Origin of the sequence: Mesorhizobium sp. LCM 4576 (assembly GCF_001854815.1) — a bacterium.
GTDB lineage: Bacteria > Pseudomonadota > Alphaproteobacteria > Rhizobiales > Rhizobiaceae > Mesorhizobium > Mesorhizobium plurifarium.
On record NZ_MDDT01000017.1, the window covers coordinates 101641 to 123702 of the forward strand.

General features: G+C 65.1%; 18 protein-coding genes and 1 tRNA gene. 5 read left to right on the top strand and 14 right to left on the bottom strand.

Annotated features, from left to right (window positions below; translation table 11 throughout):
- Positions 1–8: 8 nt before the first annotated feature.
- Complete coding sequence (gene rpmH, locus LCM4576_RS34590; RefSeq protein ID WP_083361353.1) at positions 9–143, bottom strand: 50S ribosomal protein L34; 135 nt, start codon at positions 141–143, stop codon at positions 9–11.
- Between the two features lie 256 nt (positions 144–399).
- On the opposite strand from rpmH, the gene LCM4576_RS09325 reads away from it, so the two are divergent.
- Both LCM4576_RS09325 and LCM4576_RS09330 read left to right on the top strand, forming a co-directional pair.
- Positions 400–1893: a HAMP domain-containing sensor histidine kinase gene (locus LCM4576_RS09325; protein WP_071031835.1), complete on the top strand. Its 1494-nt coding sequence runs from the start codon at positions 400–402 to the stop codon at positions 1891–1893.
- A 280-nt stretch (positions 1894–2173) separates the two neighbouring features.
- Positions 2174–2250: transfer RNA gene (locus LCM4576_RS09330), tRNA-Arg, on the top strand.
- A gap of 184 nt (positions 2251–2434) precedes the next feature.
- Here LCM4576_RS09330 and LCM4576_RS09335 read toward each other — a convergent pair.
- On the bottom strand, positions 2435–3394 hold the full coding sequence (locus LCM4576_RS09335) for an aldo/keto reductase (protein ID WP_071031836.1): 960 nt from the start codon (positions 3392–3394) through the stop codon (positions 2435–2437).
- A 174-nt stretch (positions 3395–3568) separates the two neighbouring features.
- Between LCM4576_RS09335 and LCM4576_RS09340 the strand changes: the two genes are divergently transcribed.
- Positions 3569–4465, top strand: a complete 897-nt coding sequence (locus LCM4576_RS09340) for an AraC family transcriptional regulator (RefSeq protein ID WP_071031837.1) — start codon at positions 3569–3571, stop codon at positions 4463–4465.
- A 137-nt stretch (positions 4466–4602) separates the two neighbouring features.
- Positions 4603–5133 carry a dihydrofolate reductase family protein gene (locus tag LCM4576_RS09345; protein WP_071031838.1) on the top strand — a complete coding sequence of 177 codons (531 nt, stop codon included), beginning with the start codon at positions 4603–4605 and terminating at the stop codon, positions 5131–5133.
- A 47-nt stretch (positions 5134–5180) separates the two neighbouring features.
- On the opposite strand, the gene LCM4576_RS09350 is transcribed toward LCM4576_RS09345, so the two are convergent.
- Together LCM4576_RS09350 and LCM4576_RS09355 are read right to left on the bottom strand one after the other, a co-directional pair.
- Entirely contained in the window at positions 5181–6359 is a 1179-nt protein-coding gene (locus tag LCM4576_RS09350) for a CynX/NimT family MFS transporter (RefSeq protein ID WP_071031839.1), read from the bottom strand.
- A gap of 13 nt (positions 6360–6372) precedes the next feature.
- Positions 6373–7662: an FAD-binding oxidoreductase gene (locus LCM4576_RS09355; protein ID WP_244508209.1), complete on the bottom strand. Its 1290-nt coding sequence runs from the start codon at positions 7660–7662 to the stop codon at positions 6373–6375.
- 212 nt (positions 7663–7874) lie between these two features.
- On the opposite strand from LCM4576_RS09355, the gene LCM4576_RS09360 reads away from it, so the two are divergent.
- Positions 7875–8780 (top strand): LysR substrate-binding domain-containing protein, encoded by a 906-nt coding sequence (locus tag LCM4576_RS09360; protein WP_071031840.1) that lies wholly within the window; start codon positions 7875–7877, stop codon positions 8778–8780.
- Between the two features lie 31 nt (positions 8781–8811).
- Here the strand turns inward: LCM4576_RS09360 and LCM4576_RS09365 are convergent, their stop codons facing one another.
- From LCM4576_RS09365 to LCM4576_RS09415, 10 genes are all read right to left on the bottom strand, one after another.
- Entirely contained in the window at positions 8812–9462 is a 651-nt protein-coding gene (locus tag LCM4576_RS09365) for a 4'-phosphopantetheinyl transferase (RefSeq protein WP_083354600.1), read from the bottom strand.
- A 4-nt stretch (positions 9463–9466) separates the two neighbouring features.
- Entirely contained in the window at positions 9467–9937 is a 471-nt protein-coding gene (locus LCM4576_RS09370) for a GNAT family N-acetyltransferase (RefSeq protein WP_071031842.1), read from the bottom strand.
- Positions 9934–13947 (bottom strand): Pls/PosA family non-ribosomal peptide synthetase, encoded by a 4014-nt coding sequence (locus LCM4576_RS09375; protein WP_244510730.1) that lies wholly within the window; start codon positions 13945–13947, stop codon positions 9934–9936. The genes LCM4576_RS09370 and LCM4576_RS09375 overlap by 4 nt, the downstream gene beginning before the upstream one ends.
- A 418-nt stretch (positions 13948–14365) precedes the next feature.
- Entirely contained in the window at positions 14366–14905 is a 540-nt protein-coding gene (locus LCM4576_RS09385) for an NADH-quinone oxidoreductase subunit B family protein (protein ID WP_071031844.1), read from the bottom strand.
- Between the two features lie 123 nt (positions 14906–15028).
- Complete coding sequence (locus LCM4576_RS09390; RefSeq protein ID WP_116397915.1) at positions 15029–16540, bottom strand: NADH-quinone oxidoreductase subunit C; 1512 nt, start codon at positions 16538–16540, stop codon at positions 15029–15031.
- A 20-nt stretch (positions 16541–16560) separates the two neighbouring features.
- Entirely contained in the window at positions 16561–18012 is a 1452-nt protein-coding gene (locus LCM4576_RS09395) for a hydrogenase 4 subunit F (RefSeq protein ID WP_071031846.1), read from the bottom strand.
- Positions 18009–18671 (bottom strand): hydrogenase-4 component E, encoded by a 663-nt coding sequence (locus LCM4576_RS09400; protein ID WP_071031847.1) that lies wholly within the window; start codon positions 18669–18671, stop codon positions 18009–18011. The genes LCM4576_RS09395 and LCM4576_RS09400 overlap by 4 nt, the downstream gene beginning before the upstream one ends.
- Positions 18671–19621: a respiratory chain complex I subunit 1 family protein gene (locus LCM4576_RS09405; protein ID WP_407067367.1), complete on the bottom strand. Its 951-nt coding sequence runs from the start codon at positions 19619–19621 to the stop codon at positions 18671–18673. The genes LCM4576_RS09400 and LCM4576_RS09405 overlap by 1 nt, the downstream gene beginning before the upstream one ends.
- Positions 19618–21633, bottom strand: coding sequence for a hydrogenase 4 subunit B (gene hyfB, locus LCM4576_RS09410; protein WP_071031849.1), 2016 nt, complete (start codon positions 21631–21633; stop codon positions 19618–19620). The genes LCM4576_RS09405 and hyfB overlap by 4 nt, the downstream gene beginning before the upstream one ends.
- Positions 21630–21941: a helix-turn-helix domain-containing protein gene (locus LCM4576_RS09415; RefSeq protein ID WP_071031850.1), complete on the bottom strand. Its 312-nt coding sequence runs from the start codon at positions 21939–21941 to the stop codon at positions 21630–21632. Before LCM4576_RS09415 ends, hyfB begins: the two co-directional genes overlap by 4 nt.
- Between the last annotated feature and the right edge of the window lie 121 nt (positions 21942–22062).

A 22062-nucleotide genomic window follows, 5' to 3' on the forward strand; every position in this document is an offset into this window, starting at 1 on the left:
TCTTTCGTTCAGGCGCTGAGCCGCTTGCGGCCGCGATTGCGGCGGGCAGCAACGACGCCACGACCACCCTTGGTGGCCATGCGGRCACGGAAACCATGCCGGCGCTTACGGACGAGCTTGGACGGTTGGTATGTACGCTTCATTTGTTTTAATACCGCGGGGTGCGGCCCTTCTTGATTCTGTCACTCTGTAACAGGAGCTTTGCCGGGCCGGCTTAGGCGCGATCGAAACCGCGCCGGGACGAATGGCCCGAGCGTGAGCGGGCTTATAGAAAGAAGGTTTTTGGAAGTCAATCCGGCGTGGCCGCCAGACATTTTTTCGCTGCACCAAGGTTGAAATTGRCAAAAAAGCCTCAAATCGCATAATCTTGGCCGATCAAGGCTTCGTGAAGACCGCGTCATGACGAGTGAAGCTCTGTCCACCGATGAAAAGGCACGGCCGGCCGCGGCGAATTCGTCGCGGCGGGTGCCGCTGTCGCGCGGCCTGTCGACCAAGCTTCTCTTCCTCACCATCGCCTTCGTGCTCTTGGCCGAAGTCCTGATCTTCCTGCCCTGGATCGCCAGCTATCGGGTCAACTGGCTGAAGGAGCGCTTGAGCACCRCCGCCGCCGTGTCGATCGTGCTCCTGCAGGGCGAGCCCAACGCGCTGTCCCACAACGCTCAGAACGACGTGCTGATGGCGATCGGCGCCAAGGCGATCGCCGTGCGCGACGGCGGGGTCTCGCGGCTGCTCGTCGTTTCCGACATGCCGCCCCAGGTCGACGAGCATATCGATATCGCCGATGTCGGCCTCGTCAACGGCATGACCGRCGCGCTCGACACGCTGTTCTTCGGCGGCAAGCGCATGCTGCGCGTCTTCGGCCCGGTCGGCGACARCGACAAGGAATTCGAGCTGATCATGCCGGATTATCGCTTGCGCGATGCCATGCTGAGATATTCGCGCAATGTCGCCRTCGTCTCGCTGCTCATCTCGCTGTTCACCGCCATGCTGGTCTATGCGGCGATCGACCTGATCMTGATCGGGCCGATCCGCACCATGACGCGCTCGATCCTGGCCTTTTCCGAGGCGCCCGACGATCCCGGACGCGTCATCTCTCCGACGGACCGCTCCGACGAGATTGGCGTGGCCGAGCGCGAGCTGGCGCAGATGCAGGACCGGCTGCAGAGAATGCTGTCGGAACAGAAGCACCTCGCCGACCTCGGCCTGGCCGTGTCGAAGATCAACCACGACATGCGCAACATCCTGGCTTCCGCGCAGTTGATGTCCGACCGCCTGCGCCAGGTGAAAGACCCGACCGTGYAGTCCTTCGCGCCGAAGCTCGTGCGCGCGCTCGACCGGGCCGTTTCCTATTCCGAAGGCGTGCTTCACTATGGCCGCACCCAGGAGCCGGCGCCGTCGCGCCGCAGGCTGCGGCTTCGCCAGCTTGTCGACGACGTGCACGGCCTGCTCGACATCGAGGAAGGCATCGAGTTCATCAATGGCGTCGAGCATGCCTTCGAGGTAGACGCCGATTCCGACCAGCTCTTCCGGGTGCTCAGCAACCTCTGCCGCAACGCGGTGCAGGCGATGGCCGCCGACACCGCAAGCGCGGTGGTGCGCCGGCTGGCGGTCGCGGCCGAGCGTCACGGCAGCGTCAGCCGCATCACCGTCACCGACACCGGCCCAGGCCTGCCGCCCAAGGCGCGCGAGAACCTGTTCGCCGCCTTCCGCGGCTCGGCGCGCAGCGGCGGCACCGGCCTCGGCCTGGCGATCGYGCATGAATTGATCCGCGCCCATGGCGGCACGGTCGAGCTCGTCGAATCGATCGGCGGCCGCACCGTCTTCGCCGTCACCATTCCCGACCAGCCGGTCCGGCTCGACCAGGCGCGCAACGGTCTGCGCCGCCCCGCTTGAGGTGTACCGATATTCAGGTGAGGCCGGCCTGCAAATGGCGGCTTCCTGCACTTCCGGCGCTCACGTACTTCAGCACGCTCCGCTCCGGTTCTCGAAATCCACCATTTTGGTCTCGGCCTGACCTGAATCTCGGCACACCGCGACATAGGGAAAACACCTGCGACAAAACTTTTGCCGGATCGGCTTGCTTTTMGCAGATTCAGTCGTTAGGGAACACTCCACATCGCGGCCGGCCGTCTCGACCGGATCGCGGGGCTTGTGTCAAACACGGCCCTGTTGCGCGCCCGTAGCTCAGCTGGATAGAGCACCAGACTACGAATCTGGGGGTCAGGAGTTCGAATCTCTTCGGGCGCGCCAATATTTCAGATGTTCAGCCGAACCTCACCCTTTCAATGGCCGATTTGAAACGGCTTTGCATCGTCGGATGGATTCGCGCGGCTGAGAGAACTGCGGCGGAAGAGGCAACCTGCCCTGTCGCAGGCAATCATCCCGCGTAACGGGATCATCGTCTGCCATATAGCTTCGCGCATTGGTCCGAGGCTCAGCCTTCCATCTCTTGCTCCCACCAGCCGCGGGTGTTCACATTGGCGGCGTCGGCGAGAGCTTCCAGCTGCGCAATGTCGTCGCCGGAGAGCACCATGCTCGTGGCTCGGACCAGGCCATCGATGTAGTTGGGCCTGGTAACGCCGATGATCGGCGTCGTGCCCTTGGCGATGGCCCACGCTATCGCGACATCGGCAGCTGCCGCACCTTGGCCTTGGCCGATCGAGGCGAGCTTGTCCGTCAGCGCCTTCAGCTGAGGCAGCATGCCGTTGTAGGTCTTCGCCCGGTTGCTGCCTTCCGGCAGCGGATTCTCCGGACTGTACTTGCCGCTCAGGGCACCTTGTTCAAGCACCATATAGGCGAAGAACGGGATGCCGTGGCCGCGGCAGTAGTCCAGGATGCCGGCGTCCTCGGRGCTGCGGTAGAGCAGGCTATAGTGGTTCTGGACGGCTTCGACCCGGAATCCGGCTTCTCCGAGGATCCGGTTGGCGAGCTCGATTTCGCCCAAATTGTGATTCGAGACGCCCACATGTTTGACCTTCCCGTCTTTCAGCAACGGGATCAGCCGCGGAGTCCACCGCGCAACATCCGCCGGATTGTGAATCCAGTAGAGGTCGATGTAGTCGGTGCCGAGGCGGGCCAGGCTCTGCTCCAGCATGTCCGCCACCACATCGTTGCCGATTCCCGCGGCCTGCGGGGTGAACTTCGTGGAGAGCTGGTAGTCGCTGYGGGCGAAGCGCTTCAGCGCCTCCCCGAGAACGGTCTCGGAACGGCCCATGCCGTATACCGCGGCGGTATCCCACAGGGTGAAACCGGCCGCATGCGCCTTGTCCGCGACCTCTTCCAGGCCCGCCCGAGTGAGGTGGCTGCCGAAGTAGCCGTCGCCGGTCTTGCCGCTGTCGCCCCAGGCCCAGGTGCCGAGTGCGACTGCGGGGGTCTTCAGATTATCGGTTGTCATGTTTGCTCCATTCGTGTTCCGCAGCCAGGCGTGCTGTAACCCGGGCGCCGCTGACACTRTGACGCGCAGCGACGCCGAACCGCTCGCCTGATGCGCCGGGATTTCTGCCMAATCCTCCAGAAGCCGCACGGATTCGCTTTGCCGCCCTTGCGCGCGCGTGCGATGGTCCGATTTATGGAAACACTGAGCGAAATCGCGGCCGTGATTGCCCGGCACGTCTCGAAGGATGGCTTCCACGCCACACCCATCGAACGTGTGACGCTTGTTCGATCCTCCACGGTGACGATGCCGATGCCGAATGTCTACCGGCCGCAACTGGTTCTCGTCGTGYAGGGGAAAAAGGAGGTCACGCTGGGCGACCGCGTGTTCAGATACGCACCGGGGCGCTACGGGGTCGTAACCTACGACCTGCCGGCTACAGGCCATGTGGTCGAGGCAACGCCCGACAAGCCCTATCTCTGCCTGTACCTCGATTTCGATCCCGTCATGCTGGGGGACCTGGCGTTGCGCGTACCGCCGTCGGGAACGCCCTCCTTGCCCATCGGCAAGACGGTGTCCGACGCCGGTGCCGATTTGCTCGACGCAACGCTGCGTCTGCTGCGCCTGCTCGACGATCCGGCAGCGCTGCCCGTGCTCGGGCCGCTGGCCGAGCAGGAAATTCTCTATCGCCTGCTTGCCGGCCCGGACGGCGCCAGGATGCGTCACATCACCTCCGGCCAGGGTCGGGTGGCCCAGGTTGGCCGCGCCATCGCCTGGATCGGGCTGAACTTCCGGGAACGGTTCAGCATCGAACGGCTTGCCGCTGAAGTGGGCATGAGTCCGTCGAGCCTGCACGAGCACTTTCGCGCCGTGACGGCGATGACACCGCTGCAATTCCAGAAGCAGCTGAGGCTGCAGGACGCACGCAGCCTGATGCTGGTCGATGACWTCGATGTCACGACCGCGGCCTTCAGCGTGGGTTACGAAAGCCCGTCGCAGTTCAGTCGCGAATATCGCCGCCACTTTGGAGAACCGCCGCTGCGCGACATAGCCCGCTTGCGTGCCTCCCCGGCCTTGGCGGTGGTGGCTTGAGCAAAGCCTGCCCGGCACCGGTTCAAATCGGCATTCATGCGCGCCAAAACCAATTGCAAAATAAAATCAGTTGACCTAACCTGAACCGATTGCATGACGCAATCAGATCGCGCGAATGCATGCGAGGGAAGCAGGCAATGGCCAAGCTCGTCTTCGGAATGAATCAGTCCCTCGACGGCTACGTCGATCACACGGAGTTCGGGCCAAGCCCTACGCTCTTCCGCCACTTCATCGAGGATGTGCGGCGGAAGGCGGGGAGCGTCTACGGCCGCCGCATGTATGAAATCATGCGCTACTGGGACGACGAGCATCCCGAATGGGATGCCGAGCGACAGGCCTTCGCTGCGGCGTGGCGGAACCAGCCGAAATGGGTCGTCTCGCGCTCGTTGCAGTCTGTAGGTCCCAACGCCACGCTCGTGGAAGATGATCTCGAGAGCGCGATGCGCAARCTGAAGGCCGAGCGTGACGGCGAGATCGCGGTCGCCGGCCCGGATCTGGCGCGAAGCCTCACCGAACTCGGCCTGATCGATGAGTATCGTATCTACCTGCATCCCGTGGTGCTTGGCCGCGGCACGCCCTATTTCGCAGGGCCCCGGCCGGCGCTCCGTCTCATGGCTCATGAGCGGATCGACGAGGATGTGATCAGGTTGACTTACGCTCCGGTCTGATCTCGGACTAGGGCGAGCCACGATCCGTCGAAAAATTCGAAGGCGCCTCAGCTCGCCTGCGGGGCCGTTAGGGCCTGCACGGGCAGCCGGCGCTCGAACCCCCACAACAGGATCGGGCAGGCCAAAAGAGCCGCCGAGCCGAGGCCGAGGGCCGCGCCTGCGCCGCCTGTCCAAAGCGCAAGCCTGCCGCCGAGCCAGGGCGCGATCAGCATCGTGGCGTAGTAGACCGTGTAGAAAAGTCCCATTCCCAGCGCCCGTGTCGCCGGCGCCAGCACCCGCGCCGGCAAGCTCATGATCGATCCGGCCGGGAGCCCGCAGACGAGGCCGAGCGCAACCAATGTGGGCATCACCGGCGAGCCCCGCCACAACAACGCGATCAGCGCGGCGAAAGCGAGGCAGCTTGCGGCAAGCAGCGCATTGCGGCTTCCTGCGCGGTCCGCGAGGTAGCCTCCGAGCGGAACCGAAAGAGCCGCGAGCCACAGCACGATGCTGACGGCCGAGCCGGCGGCGGCGGTCGACCAGCCGCGCTCGACCAGCATCGAGGGCGCRAAACTGAAGACCATGGCGAAGCCGACATTGTAGAAGGCCCATATCAACCCTGCCAACAGCACGGCCGAGACGGCGCTCAACCCAAGCCGCGCGGCTTGCGCCGAGACCGGAGCGACGGATTGGCCTGGCGGTCGGTAGGAAAGCTCGACCAGCGCCAGGGCCGTGCCGATAAGCGCCAGGACCGCGATGTGAGCGCCGGCAATTCCGAACTCACCCTGGATCAGCGGCAGCGCGACGAGCGTCAGGGCAATGCCCAGCGGCCATGAGTTGATGAAGATCGCCATCGCCGTGGCGATTTGCCGGCCCGCGAACCAGTCGACCATCATCTTGGTCATAAGCACGTTCAGCAGCACGCCGCCTATGCCCGCGATCAGCCTACCTGCGATCTGCACGCTCCATGACGTCGAGCTGCAAAGCAGCGCCTCGCCCGCCAGCATCAGGACCAATCCGGCAAGCACGGTCGCCTTGTCGCCAAAGCGCCGTCCGATCGCGCCGCCCGGAAGCGCCAGCGCGATACCCGGCGCGAAATAGAGGCCGATCAGCACGCCTATATCGGCGAGATTGGCGCTCAGCGCCTTGCCAAGCTCCGGCGCGACGGCCGCGATGCTCTGGAATTGCACCGCCATCGCGGCGCGGGCGATGAAGAGCACGGCAAGGATCGTCCAGCGGCTGCGCACGGGGTCCCACGAATTATCCAGGCCTGATATTCTGGTTCAACCGGAAGAAATTGGTCGGGTCGTACTGCTTCTTGATGGCGGCGAGGCGGGCATAATTGGCGCCATAGGCATCGCGCACGCGCTCGTCGCCCTCATCGCCAAGATTGTTGGCATAAACGCCGCCGGTTGAGAATGGCCGGACCGCATTCCAAAGTTCGCGCGCCCAGCCGATATTGGCCGCGTCATCGGCCGGATCGTCCCAGATGGCGATCGGGAAGCAGTCGAGCGCCGCATCGCGGTTGGCATAGGGCGAATCCGACGCCGGCACGCGGGCGATCGCGCCGCCGACCTGCTGGAAGACCAGCAGGGACGAGCGATTGGGAGCCTTGGCGTAAGCCTCGAGCAGCGCCTCGATCGCGCCATCGCTGATGGCGCGCAGGAACTGCGCCTTCCAGTAGTAGCGTCGCCCGCGTGGAAAGAGGCTGTCGCCCGCCGATTGGATCTGGAGGTAGGGGATGGCCTGGAGCCGGCTGTCGATCGGGGATCCGAATTTCATCAGCGGCGCGACGGCAGCTTCGCCCGCTTCGAGCGGCCCGGCGTAGCAGGCCGAGATGCTGAAGGCGCGCTCGCCCGAGGGCAGCGTGACGAGCGCGGCATCGACGCTCACCTCGTCTGGGGCATTGCGGGAGTATTCGTCGTAGAACCGCATGGCTTCGCGCGCATCCTTGTAGGGGTGCAGCACCGAGCCCACGAGAAGGTCCGGGCCGAGCGGGTGCAGCCGGTATTCGAACGCCGTCACGATGCCGAAATTGCCGCCGCCGCCGCGCAGGGCCCAGAACAGGTCGGGGTGCTCGCCGGCGCTTGTCCGCAACAGCCGACCGTCGGCGGTGACGATTTCAGCGGCGATCAGATTGTCGCAGCTCAGCCCATGCTTGCGGCCGAGCTTGCCGAAGCCGCCGCCGAGCGTCAGGCCGGCGATGCCGGTGTCGCCGTTGACGCCCATGGTCGTCGCCAGCCCATGCGCCTGGGTGGCTGCGTCGAACTCGGCAAGCGTCAGTCCGGCTTCGGCCCTGGCGACCCGGCGCTCGGGATCGACGACGATCATCTTCATGCGCGACAGGTCGATCACCATGCCATCGTCGCAGACCGACAGGCCGGCGACGTTGTGACCACCGCTGCGGACGGCCACGAGGCAGCCTTGTGACCGGGCGCAGGTCACGGCAAGGATGACGTCGTCGGGATTGGCGCAAAAGACGATTGCCGCGGGCCGTTTGTCGATCGCCCCGTTCCACACTCTGCGCGACTGGTCGTAGCCGGCGTCCATCGGCAATATCAGTTCGCCTTGCAAGCTCTGCCGCAGCCGTGCGATCGCCGTGTTCGAGGAAGGGGATCGGTCTAACAGCTCATCGGTCTGTCGCGGAATGTCCATCGGTGCCGCCCTCGGTTCCAACCGGGCTACGGTCTCACAGGGTCCGACCTTCTGCAAAAGCGAAATTCTTCGCTACTGGATGAGCAGAATTCATCTACACTGCCGGCATGAGAAACTTGCCGCCGCTCCGTGCGCTACACGCCTTCGAGGCAGCCGCCCGGCACGGCAGTTTCAAGGCAGCGGCTGAAGAGCTCGGCGTGACGCCGACGGCGATCAGCCACCAGATCCGCCTGCTGGAAGAGATATGCGACCGCAAACTGTTCCAGCGACGGCCGCGCCCGCTGGTGCTGACGAGCGCCGGAGCGCGGCTGTTCCCGATCCTGCGTGATGGCTTCGATCTTCTCGCCGRCTCCCTTGCCGCGGTCGCCGAKCCCGATGTCCAGGCGCCGCTGCGGGTGACAAGCCCGAACGCTTTCGCCAGCCGGTGGCTTGTGCCGCGCTTGCCGAAATGGCGGGAGGCCAACCCGGCCGTGCCGCTGGAGATCATCGGGACGGACGCGGTCCTCGATCTGCGCGCCGGCACCGCGGATGTGGCGGTCCGGTACACACGGCGCCCGCCTGCCGGCTTTCAAGCACAAGAGCTCTGCCGCGATTCCTTCTTTCCCATATGCAGTCCGCGATTGCTGGCAAGCGATGGGCGGGCGATCGAGAGGGCCGCCGATCTGCTGCGCTATCCGTTGGTCCATTTCGACTGGATGAACCGGGATCCGGACGCGCCGACCTGGCGCCGATGGCTGGCGACGGCTCGATCGATCGATCCGGACCTGGTCCCGGACAAGGCCTGGGATTTGAGTTTTCGCGAGGAATTGCATGCGATCGACGCGGTCGTCGCCGGGCAAGGCATAGCGATCCTGAGCGACGTCGTGGTCGGCCGCGAGCTGGAAAACGGCTCGCTCGTCAAGGCCCATCCGTTGTCCTTGCCGGGCTACAGCTTCTATGTGGTGTGGATGCGGCACAATCCGCGATCCGCGGTGATGGAGACTTTCCTGGCCTGGATGAGAGGCGTCTTGTGAGGCTGGTGGAAGCCGGGTCGAGCAACCCGGCCTATGCGGTATAAGCCAGCGCCAGAATTCTTGGGGTGGTCGTGAAGCACACCATCAACCTGCGGCCGGATGACGTGACTGCCTTACCGGCTTCGAAATCGACGGCGATGTCTTCAAAACCCAGCACGCGGTCGTCGAGCGGAAACGATGCCTTGTAGACCGCCTCCTTGACGGCAAACAGGACCCGGCCGCCTGTGCCGGTCTCGAGACCGCCAAGGCGGTCTTGAGGCGTGGCCACGATCGCCTCCAGCTCGCGAGGCAAGGGCAGGGCGGGTTCGATGTCGACGCCCACGCTTCTCATGGCACCGGATCGCGCGGCGACAGCCACGGCGAGGTCGTCGTCATGCGCTATCGAGCCGATGATGCCCGCGGGCCAGATCGGGTTTCCCAATTGGCCACGCGGCACGGCAGGATCCGCGCACCCAAGCCGCCGAAGCAGTTCATGCGCCACCTGGCGGCCCGCCCCGCTGGCGGTACGGGCCCGGGGCTCGCGTGCGGCGATGGACGCGCTTTCCGCCGCTAGAAGAAATCGTTCGTCTCCGGTGCGAATAAGACGGCAACCGGCGGTCAGGCCTGGYGGCATGAGGCCCGTCAATGCGCGATCGACCGCCGCCTCGATGTCAGGTCGCGCCTCGTTCGGTGGGGTGTTCAACGCCCTATCTGCCCAATTCGAGCACGGCGATCATCTCGCCGTCTTCGTCCAGTCCCTGCTCCACGAAACCGAAGCCGGCGTAAAGCTGGCGCGCGGCCTCGTTTTCCGGCTCGTAGCAGATCGAGACGCGGTGGACATGGCCAAGGCGCGCAATCTCTTCCAGCGCCTTGGCGACGGCGGCGCGGCCGAGGCCCTTGCCCTGCTCGCGCCGGTCGATCATGAAACGATAGATGATCGCTTCGTCATCGTCGTCCGGCGCGCTGTACATCACGAATCCGACGACGCGCCCTTCGGTGACCACGGCGCGAGCGATGGCTTCGTCATCCAGGCGGGCTTCGGCCAGCGAGTCCCCGTTGGAAGCGACGAAGCCTTGTTGTGCGGGCGACAGCTCAAGCGCCAGTATCGCCGCCCGGTTGCCCTTGCCGGCCGGCTCGAGGGCGACCGGCGGGTCGCTCTTTCCGGCGGCGCGCGTCACGGAGCGTGCCCGATTTCCATCGCGCGGGCATCGATCGGCGTCACGACGCCGTAAAGTTTTGCCGGGTTGCCGCGCCAGACCGTGTTCGGCTCCAGCACCTCGCCCTTCATGACGAAGCAGTCGACGTCGGCCACGGACCCCTCGCCCATCACCACCGCGTAGTGAACGAAGGCGGAAGGCGCCAGCGTGCAGCCATTGCCGATGCGGATGTAGTCGGACTTGAACGCGCCTTCCTCCAGCGAGTGCGGCTGGATCACGCAGCCCTCGTTGAGCGTCACGTCGTCGCCGATCTCCACCAGCGACCGCTCGGTTATGATGCAGCCGCCGTCATAGAGTCGCAGCCCGACCTTCACGCCCAGCAGGCGCAGGATCAGCGGCCGGAACGGGGTGYCGGTGAACAGCCCCATGATCGGTGAATCGGACAGCTTCCAATGGCGTTCGTGCCGCCAGAAAACCGGGTCGTAGATCGTCGCCATCCTGGGCTTCAGCCGGCGGAAGGCGAGGCTGGCGCGCTCGAGGAAGATGTAGAACGGAATACCGATCGCCGTGGTCAGCACCACCGCCACGAACAGCGCCGTCTCGCCCCATTCGGTATAGTAGTTGAGCGCCCGGTCCCAGATGGCGAGCGTCAGGAACAGGATCATCCATTGCGCGGYCACGAACATCAGCGCGGTGACGAGATTGTGCAGGTTCTTCCGCGGCAGGCGGCGGCTGCGCTCCTTGTCGGAGATCAATCCGAGAAGCTCCTTGTCGCGATTGACCATGCGCGGAATCTCGAAGGGCGGCGAGCCCAGCAGCCCGACATTCTCGCGCATGGGACCGTCCACCGGCACGTGGACCTTGGTTCCGAGCAGGCAATTGTCGCCGACGCGGGAATCCGGTGAGTAGATGATGTTGTTGCCGAAGAAGTTGCGCTCGCCGACCCGTGTGTACTCAAGGCGGAAGGAGTTGGCCGACTTCTGCATGTTGACCATGAACAGACCGTCGGACACCATGGTTTCCGAGCCGATTTCGCTGAGCTGCGGATTCTCGTGCCGCTGGTTGGTGYCGAAATTCGAGCCGGTCTGATCAACCTTGTTCAGCCGCCAGCCGAGGGCGCGCAGATAGTAGACGATGGCCGAGCTGTCGCCGAACAGGACGTTCAGCAGGCGTACATTGCTCACCAGCTCAAGCATCGATTGCAGCCAGTAGTGGAAGCCGTAGAGCGAATAGTTCCGGCCGGGTTTGAGCATGAGGTTGAACAGCCTTGGCACGAYGGTCGCCAGCAGCACCCCACCGACGATGAAGCCTGCCACCGTGACCGTGGTACCGATCGCCACCAGGCCGATCGTCTCCTGATAGTCGTCGCCGACATTTTCCCAATAGGTATGGAAGAGCAGCGGAAAAGGCGTGACGATGGCGAAGAGGATGAAGAGCTGGATCGCCTCATAGATGACCCGGCGCACTCTCGACAGCGGTACGTTGGGGACGGTGCAGTAGTCGGCCTCGGTCGGGATCGCCGGCGAGCCGTGCCTGCGCTCTCCCGCCGGAATGGTCTGTCCGCGATGCAGCGATGAAGCATGGCCGAGCTGGGYGCCGTCGCCGATGCGAGTATCGATGTCCAGCGTCGAGCCGACGCCGACGAAGGCGTTGTTGCCGATGTTGACCGGACCGGTGTGGATATAGYCCGCCTGGGCGCGGAACCCGAGGATCATCGATTCCTTGCGCAGGATCGAGTTGTCGCCGATCGTGATCAGGTCGGTGCAGACCGGAACGGCGCGGCATTCGATGACGGTGCGTTCGCCAAGCCTGGCGCCGAGCAGGCRCAAATACAGGCTGTAGAGCGGGCTGCCGCGGAACAGCACGACCGGAGCGCTGCGGACCAGTGTCTTCACGATCCAGAAGCGGTAATACCGCCAGCCCCAGATAGGGAAGGTTTCGGCTTTCCAGCGGCCGACCAGCAGCCATTTGGCGGCGATGGCGAAGCCGCTCAATCCGAAGAACACGCAGGCGGACAAAATAACGCAGCGCATGTAAAGGGCGCCCGGATCGTCCAGGGCGTCATAGACCCAGTTGAGGCCGTCATTGATCGCCCAAAGCGCGACATAGCTGTAGACCGCGTAGAACAGCAACTGGCCGAATCCCGTTGCCCAGATGGCAAGATTGGACGCCCGATGCGTCAGCATCGGCTCGCTCGCGGCAATAGCGGCCGCTTGCGGCTCGCGCAGGTAATCGGAGAGCCTGGCGACCGTCGGATGCAGGTAGATGTCGCGCATCGACGTCGTCGACCACGCCTTGCGGGCGCGGATGYGGGCGCAGAATCTGGCCATCAAAAGAGAGTTCGCGCCGAGATCGTCGAAGAAGTGATCCTCGATGGAGATATCCTCGAACTTCAGCACGTCCTGCAGCGCGTCCACCAGGAACGTCTCGTCCTCGTTGCGCGGGTCGACCATCGCATGGCCGGATGCGACACGCGCGCTGGTCGGTTTCGGCAATTTCCTCAGATCGACCTTGTTGGAGACCGTCATCGGGATCGCGGGCAACTGCTCCAGATAGGCCGGGACCATGTAATCCGGCAGCCGGCGCTTCAGCTCCTGCACGAGCACCGTGCGATCCACCCCTTCGCCTCCGACCTTGGGCGCATAGTAGCCGACAAGTTCCGTGCGCTCGGGCTCGATCTCCCAGGTCGTGACCGCCGCCTGCGCGATGCCTGGCTGGTCGAGCAGCACGGCCTCGATCTCGCCCAGTTCGATACGRTAGCCGCGAATCTTCACCTGCGTGTCGATGCGGCCGTGATATTCGATCTCGCCCTTGTCGTTGATCCGGCCAAGGTCGCCCGTCCGGTAGATGCGGCCGCTGGGATTGTTCGGCAGCCCGATGAAATCCTGGATGAATTTCTGGTCCGTCAGTTCCRGCCGATTGAGATAGCCGACCGCCACGCCCATGCCGCCGATGCAGATTTCCCCCAGCTGGTCGCCGGTCAGCACCGTCGGCTTCTCCGGGTCGAGGATGGCTATCGAATAGGTTGGCAGCGGCCTGCCGATCGTCACCGGCTCGTCCGGCGTCAGYAATGCCATCGTGGCGGTGACCGTGGCCTCGGTCGGGCCGTAGGTGTTCAGGATCTGGCGGCCAGGCTTCGCCCAACGCACCACGAGTTTATTCGAGCAGGCTTCGCCGCCGACCAGGATCGCGCGCAGRCTCGGCGCGTCGCTCTCGATCGACGACAAAAGGGTCGGGCTGCAGGCCATGCATGTGATCTGGTGTTCACGCAGGAAAGCGGCGAGCTCCTCGCCGACGAGGGGCTGCTGACCCGGGGCCGGCACGACCGTGGCGCCGGCGGCGAACGGCACCCAGATTTCCTCCGAGGAAAAGTCGAAGGCGATGGTCATGCCCTGGTAAACCCGATCACCGGGTTGATAGCCGTAGGACGCCGCGGCGACGCGGATGAAGTTGCAGAAGCTCTGGTGGGTGATGACAACGCCTTTCGGCTTGCCGGTGGTGCCGGATGTATAGAGGATGTAGCAGGTTTGATCCTGGACGCCCTCCGGCAGGGGCGCCGTTTCCGGCTGGAGCGCGATCTCGGACTCCGCAGAGTCAATCGAGATATGCGGCACCGGCAGGCGCGCCACGCGCGCCGCATAGCCCGAGACGCTGATCACCAACGTGACATTGGCGTCGTCGATGATCATCACCATGCGGTCTTCGGGAAACGCGGTGGCCAAAGGCACGAAGGCCGCCCCGGCCTTCATGACGGCCAGCACGGCGATGTATGTCTCGGCGGAGYGGTCCAGCAAAAGGCCGATCCGGTCGCCTGGCTTGACGCCACGCTCGATCAGAAGATGCGCGAACTGGTTGGCGCGGTTGTTCATCTCGCGATACGACCAGGCGCGGCCGCCGGAAATGACCGCGGGCGCGGCGTCGAAGCGGCTCGCCAAGTCGCCAAAGAACCGGTCGAGCCTTTCGTCCGGCGCGCCCTTCTGGATGAAATCGGGACCGATCAGGATTTGTTCGCGCTGGGGCGATCCGGCCATTGCTTCGGCATGGCGAGCGCTTTTCTTGGCAGGCTTTATTGCTTCATGAAGAGACATTGGAAACCCCGCGAGCGCGTTCGCTCGCACTATGGAAAAAACAACAGGCTGGTGATGTYGGGCCAGTTGCCCCCTCTTACGGCCGATCTGAGCTGCTCAGCGCAGCGTATCGGACCGGAAGCTGAGGCGACTTCGCAGGCCTATGCTGCTGCTCTGATGGCCGATCCGTGACGATCATGCAGCTTCACGATCATTTGATGAGGCCGTGTCCTGTGCGGCGGTCAACCGCCGATGACGCCGAGATCAGCCTCATTGAGGCAATAGGATGCCTGGCGGAAATCGCGGATGCGGCGTTTGGGTGGCCGATGCCGGCGTGAGCGCAAGCTAAGTGCTCCGGTCTCGCCAATGCAGTTGGCCGGGATCAAGAAACTGAAGCGCCACCCCTCCCGTTCGCCCCGTCGAGCAGGGCGATCAACCCCTTCAGGATCTCGATGGGCGGCGGCGGGCATCCCGGGATATGCAGGTCGACCGGCACCACGTCGGACACGCCGCCGACGACCGCATAGCTGCCGGCGAAGCAGCCGCCGTCCTTCGCGCAGCCGCCGAGCGCGACCACCCATTTCGGATTGGGCATCGCGTCGAAGGTCCGCTTCAGCGCCTCGCGCATGTTCCTGGTGACCGGCCCGGTGACCATCAGCACGTCGGCATGGCGGGGCGAGGCGACGAAGCGGAAGCCGAAACGCTCGATGTCGTAGAAAGCGTTGTTGAGCGCATGCATCTCGAGCTCGCAGCCATTGCAGGAGCCGGCGTCGACGGCGCGGATCGACAGGCTCCGGCCGAGCCGGTTGCGGGCGACACCGTCGAGCGCGCGTGCCAGTTCGTCGACCGCCGCRTCGCTGACTTGCGGCGGTCGCTCGGTCAGAGGCGGACGGATCAGGMTTTCGAARAGYAGCTTGCGCATGGCGGTGTGCCTTGGCCCAGGTTGGAGCAGTTCAGCGTCTGGTAGAATCGCCGATCTGCTCCAACTCTTTGTTTTTGCGCAATTCCGGACGGAAAACCGCTGCGCACTTTTCCTGGAATTGCTCTAGAGATCATGGCCGGAATAGGAGCAGTTGAACGATTTGTTGCAGATCGGGAAGTCGGCGACGATGTTGCCTTCGATCGCTGCTTCCAAGAGCGGCCACTGGAACCATGAAGGGTCGCGCAGGTRGCAACGCTCGATYGTGCYGCCCTCGCCGATGCGCAGCCAGACCAATATGTCGCCTCGGAAACCCTCGACCAGCGCCATGCCCTCGCGCGGCCCGTCCGCGCGCACGACCTCGACGAGAGCTGGGCCGGCGGGCAGCCGCCCGAGGATCTGCTCGACCAGCGACAGGCTCTGCTCGACTTCCCGCACGCGGATCCAAACGCGCGCGTTGACGTCGCCCTCCTGCAGCACCGGCACGTCGAAGGCGAGCTCGTCGTAAGGCGCGTAGCCCGGCGCGCGCCGCGCATCGAAATCGCGGCCCGAGGCGCGCCCGACATAGCCGCCGGCGGCATATTGCCGGGCAAGCTCGACCTTCAGCCGGCCGGTCGTCACCGTACGGTCCTGCAGCGAGGCGGTGTTGTCGTAGAGCTCGACCAGATGCGGGAAGCGCTGCCTGATCTCCGCGACCAGCGACCGGATGGCGCTGGTGCCGGCCTCATCCAGGTCGCATGCCGTGCCGCCGGGCAGGATGCGGTCGCGCATCAGGCGATGGCCGAAGGCCGCGTCGGCGGCGCGCAGCACGCGTTCGCGCAGCACCCCGCAATGCGCATGCATGATCGCGAAAGCGGCGTCGTTGCAGATGGCGCCGATGTCGCCGAGGTGATTGGCCAGGYGCTCCAGCTCCGCCATCAGCGCGCGCAGCCATATCGCGCGCGGCGGTGGCGCGACGCCGAGCGCGGCTTCGACGGCGCGGGCGAAGGCCAGGGAATAGGCGACCGTGCTGTCGCCTGACGTCCTGCCCGCCAGCTTGGCCGCGCGATCCAGGGATGCGCCGGCCATCAGGCCCTCTATGCCCTTGTGCACATAGCCCAGCCGCTCTTCCAGCCGCACCACCGTTTCGCCGCCGGCCGTGAAGCGGAAATGTCCCGGCTCGATGATGCCGGCATGCACCGGCCCGACCGCGATCTGGTGGAGGCTCTCGCCCTCCGCTGCCAGGAACCGGTAGGAAGAGGCGGCCGCCGGMCCGCCGGGCTGCGCCGCCAGGGGATGGCTGATGCCCCATTGGCCATGGTCGATCCAGCGGCGGGTGTCGGGCAGGCCTTGCGGCGCCAGCCCGAACAGGTCCGCCGCGGCGCGTTCCAGYCGCAAAGCCGGCGGATGGTGCTGGCCGACCGAAGGGTAGCGRCCGCCCCGGCAGTCCAGGCTGATGACGCCGATGTCGAGCGCTTCGTCCAGAAGCGCCATGTGCACCTTGTCCGGCTCCCCCCACAAGCCGAGCAGGCTCCAGCGGCCCTTGGCGAGCTGCTCGACGGCGAGGTTCCAGACCTTCGGGGCCACCACGGCGCGCGGCCAGGGAAGGTGATACTCGATCCGGCGGGCGGCCTCGATGAGATCGGCGAGTGCGGGCAAATTCTTCCGGGTCATCCGCCTCACCCCAAGATCCCGGCGACATGCTGGAACCACGCCACCAGCGGCGCCGGCAGGTAGATGCCGGCGGCAAACACCAAAGCGAGGTGCGAATACATCGGCACGTAGGATGCCTCGACCGGCGCGGTGCCGCCGCGCGGCTCGCCGAAGGCGAGCCCGGTCAGCCGCAGCAACAGTGCCCCGAAGGCGATAAGCAGCCCGAACACCAGCGGGATCGCCAGCCATGGATGCCTTGCGAAGGTCGAGCTCACGACCAGGAACTCGCTCATGAAGATGCCGAGCGGCGGCAGGCCGGCGATGGCCACGACGCCGATGACGAGCGCCCAGCCAAGCCCGGGATGGCTTTCGGTCAGCCCCCTGATCTCGGAGATCTTCTGCGTGCCCTTGACCTGCGCGATATGGCCGACGGCGAAGAAGATCGCCGATTTGGTCAGGCTGTGCATGACCATGTGCAGCAGGCCGGCGAAGTTGGCGAGCGGGCCGCCCATGCCGAAAGCGAAGACGATGATGCCCATATGCTCGATAGAGGAATAGGCGAACAGGCGTTTGATGTCGCGGCGGCGGTAGAGCATGAAGGCCGCGAAGATCAGCGAGGTCAGTCCCATCGTGACCATCAGCGGTCCTGGTCCGATCGCTTCGGGGCTCGCCGCGAGCAGGAGCTTGAAGCGCAGCACGGCATAGAGCGCGACGTTGAGCAGCAGGCCCGACAGCACCGCCGAGATCGGCGTCGGGCCCTCGGCATGCGCGTCGGGCAGCCAGGCATGCAAGGGGGCGAGGCCGACCTTGGTGCCGTAGCCAAGCAGCAGGAAGATGAAGGCGACGCTGAGCAGCGCCGGGTCGAAATGCGCAGCCTTTTCGATCAGCACCGACCAGACCATGGCGTTGGTGCCTTCGCCGACCACCGGCTGCGCGGCCATGTAGACGAGAATGGTGCCGAACAGCGCGAGCGCGATGCCGACGCTGCCGAGGATGAAATATTTCCACGCCGCTTCCAGCGCCTCGTGCGTGCGGTAGATGCCGACCATCAACACGGTAGTCAGCGTGGCGAGCTCCACCGCGACCCACATCAGGCCGATATTGTTCGACACGAAGGCGAGGTTCATGCCGAACATCATGATCTGGTACATCGCATGGTAGAACCGGAGGTTCGGCGCGGTCAGGCGCCCGGTCTCCAGCTCATGCGCGATATAGGACGCGCTGAACACGCTGGTGGTGAAGCCGACGAATGTGTTGAGCACGATGAAGACGATGTTGAGGTCGTCGACCAGCAGATATTGCCCAGGCRCCGGCCGGTCGGTGACGAACAGCGAGAGCGCCGCAAGCAGGGTGAGCAGGCTGGCCACGACATTGACGGCCGCGGTCATCCGATAGTTCGGCAATGCCGCCAGGATAGCCGCGGCGCCCGCCGGGATGAAAAGGATCGCGGCCACGGCATCGAAGGAGAACCCGCTCACCGACGTTCTCCCCGGTAGTCGTCAAGCGCGCCGATATCGACCGAATCGAACCGTTCGCGGATGCGGAACAGGAAGACGCCGATGACGATGAAGGCGATCAGGATCGAGAAGGCGACGCTGATCTCGACGACCAGCGGCATGCCCTTGGCGCCGGTGGCGGCCAGAACCAGGCCGTTTTCCAGCGACATGAAGCCGACGACCTGGCTGACGGCGTTGCGCCTCGTGACCATCACCAGCAGCCCCAGCAGGATGATCGACAGCGCGAAGGCGAGATCTTCGCGGGCGAGCGGGTCGGCCTCGGGCGTCACCCGAAGCATCAGCACCATGGAGAGCGTCACCAGTCCGATGCCGGCGAGCATGGTCGGGCCGATGCCGACCGCGGTCTCGATGTCGCGATGGATGCCGAGCCGCTGGATGATGCGGTGCAGTCCGACGGGAATGACGATCGCCTTGAAGACCAGCGCTATCGCCGCGGTGATGTAGAGGTGGTGCGCGTCCTGGACATAGGCCTGCCAGGCCACCGACAGGGCAAGCATGACCGCATGCAGCGCAAAGACGTTTATCAGCGCGAACAGCCGGTCCTGGTAGAGCATCATGAAGGAGATCAGCACCAGGCTGCCGGCGAGCAGATGGGCGATGTCGAAGGTGAGACCGTTCATCACAGGCTCCGCGAGACGAACAGCAAAAGCGTGCCGAGCAGCGCCAGCATCAGCGCCGCGCCCAAGAAATCCGGTACGCGGAAGACACGCATCTTGGYGACCGCCGTCTCGAACACGGCAAGCAGGATGGCAAGCACCGTGAGCTTGCCGAGATAGGCGACGGCGCCGATGGCCAGCGCTTTCGGCCCTGCGCTTGCGCCGTCCAGACCCCAGGGCAGGAAGACGCAGGAGATCAGCGACATGTAGAGCAGCAGCTTGAGAAAGGTGGCGAGCTCGATCATCGCCAGATGGCGGCCGGAATATTCCAGGATCATCGCCTCATGCACCATGGTGAGCTCCAGATGCGTGGCCGGATTGTCGACCGGAATGCGCGCATTCTCGGCGATCGCCACCATCACGAGCRCAATCAGCGACATGCCGAGCGACACCCTCAGTCCGACTTGCGGAGAGCCCATGAAGGCGGCGACGGTCGAAAGCTGCGTGGCGCCGGCCACCAGCGCCAGGCTGAAGACGATGAGCAGCATCGCCGGTTCGGCGAGTGACGCGATCATCACCTCGCGGCTGGCGCCAATGCCGCCGAAGCTGGTGCCGACATCCATCCCGGCCAACGCCTGGAAGAAGCGCGCGCTGCCGAGCAGCGCCACGATGACGATGAGGTCGGCGGTCCAGCTGAATTCGAGGCCGGCGGCGAATGTCGGGACCAGCGCCGCCGCCACCCAGGTTGCGGCGAAGATCAGATAGGGCGTCACGCGGAACAGCCAGGAGGCGTTGTCGGCCAGCACCACCTCCTTGCGCATCAGCCTGACGAGATCGCGATAGGGCTGGATCAGCGGGGGTCCTTGCCGCCGCAGCAGCCTTGCCTTCACCTTGCGCACGAAGCCGATCAGAAGCGGCGCCAGCAGAAGCACGACCAGCATCTGCGCGCCCTGCACGGCCAGCTGGAAAATCATGGCCATAGCGCAAGCACCAGAAGCAGGATGACGAGGTAGAGGAACACCAGCGTCAGATAGCGGCGGATGGTCAGGAACTGCAGGTGGTTCAGCCGCTCGGTGGCGAAATCGATCGCGCCGGTGATCGGCTGGTAGAAGATCTCCCAGGCCACGTCATGCATGTCCACCTTGAGACGCGCCGGCTCGAGGGAGCCCGGCGCCGGCATGTCCACCGTCTCGCGGGACCTGAACGCGAAGCCGCCGAAGACGCGGCGAATGGGCTGCGCGAAGCTGACGGCGGTGTATTGCGCGGCCGGCACCGCGTCCGCGAAGCCGCACCCCCAGGCAATGCCCCGGCGCAGCGCATGCGAGGCGAAGCGGTGGATGAAGAAGGCCGCAAGCGACGCCGAGACGGTGATGAAGACGAACACCAGGAGGCCGTTATAGGAGCTGCGGCTCTCGGCGATCGGCACGATCGACAGCCAGGGCTCAGCCATCTGCACCGGCATGCGGTCGCCGATGAGCGAAATCGTCACCGGCGACAGGGCGTCGATGACGAAGCCGGGCAGGATGCCGGCCAGCAGGCAGAAGGCGGCAAGCACCGCCATCGCCGTCAGCGACCAGCGGTCGACCTCATGCGCCCGTTCCACCGCCGCCGACCGCGCCCGGCCGAGGAAGGTGATGCCGAATGCCTTGACGAAGCAGGCCGCGGCCAGCGCCGCCGCCAGGGCCAGCATGCCGCCGACCGCGGGCACGATGACCTTCAGCCCCCATTGCGGCAGCTCGGGGCTGCGCAATATGGCCTGGAAGACCAGCCATTCTGACGCGAAGCCGTTGAAGGGCGGCAGCGCCGAGATCGAGACGCAGCCGACGAGGAAGACGAAACTGGTCACCGGCAGGCGGTGGATGAGGCTGCCGAGCTTTTCCATGTCGCGCTCGCCGGTCGACGTCAGCACCGCGCCGGCGCCGAAGAACAGCAGGCTCTTGAAGAAGGAATGGTTGAGCACATGAAAGAGCGCCGCGGTGAAGGCCAGCGCCGCGGCCGAGGGCATGGCATTCGCCTTGAAGGCGAGCGCAAGGCCGAGGCTGGTGAAGATGACGCCGATATTCTCAATGGTCGAGTAGGCGAGCAGCCGCTTCAGGTCCTTTTCCATCAGCGCGTGAAGGATGCCCAGCACCGCCGTCACGCCGCCGATGAGAAGCACAGCTATGCCCGACCACCATGCCGGCTCGCCAAGCAGGTCGAACACCACGCGGATGAAGCCGTAGATGGCGACCTTGGTCATGATGCCGCTCATCAGCGCCGAGACGTGGCTGGGCGCTGCCGGATGAGCAAGCGGCAGCCAGGCATGCAGCGGCACGAGGCCGGCCTTGGAGCCGGCGCCGAGCAGCATGAGAACGAGCACCGCGCCCGCCGCGAGCGGGCCGGGATGCGCCGTCCGCATCGCGTCGAACGCGTAGGTTCCCGCCGGTCCGGCCAGCAGGCCGAAGGCAAGCAGCAGCGCCATCGTGCCGAAGCTCGCCATCACCAGGTAGATATAGCCGGCCCGCCTGTTGGCCTCGTCGCGGTGGTGCGCCATGACCAGCGCCCAGGAAGCGAGCGACATGAATTCCCAGGACAAGAGGAAGCTGAAGGCGTCGTTGGCCAGCACGACGAGGTTCATGCCGGCGAGGAACGCCGGGTAGAACGGCATCACCCGATGCGGCGCCGATTCGTGCCGGCCGTAGCCGAGACCGTAGAGGCTGGCGATGGCGCCGCCCAGATTGACGACGAGGAGGAAGAACGCCGACAGGCCGTCGAGGCGGAATCGGGCGCCGGTCCAGGGCAGGCCGAGCGGCAAGGTGGCGGACGCCTCGCCGGAGTTGCCGGCGAGATGGCCGGCAACGATCACCACCAGGACGGCTGAAATGACAAACGCGGCGCCATAGACCAGACGCGTCGCAAAGCTGTGCCGGCTGACGGCCGCGGCGAGGACGGCTGTCGCCAGAAGCGCGGCAGGGCCGCACAGCAGAAGCGCGACGGTCGAATTCACGGCTGGCTCCCGCCGGATTCGGCCCCGTCGCCATCGGCTTCGGATACCTTGGCCGGATCGAAACCGGCTTTCAGCCGCACGCCGCGTCCGCCGCCCTGGCTCACCGCGCCTTCCCCGATCAGCTCGATGCCGGATACCTCGAGCGCCGCGATCAGCTTCATCAGCGAATCGWCATTGCCCCGGATGATCGAGCCGCTGGCTTCCATGCGCTGGATCGTCGGCACCGACAGGCCGGACAATTCGGCAAGCCGGCGTTGATCGATGCCGAGCAGCGATCGGGCGGCGCGCAATTGCGGTGCGGTTATCACCGACGACTCTCTTGTTCAGTTCTGAGATATGAGGTCTCGGTGCTGTAGCCTACATTAAAACGTTCTATCGTCAAGGATTGATGTTTAAAACATCTATGTTGACGGCAGCTGGCCGACCCTG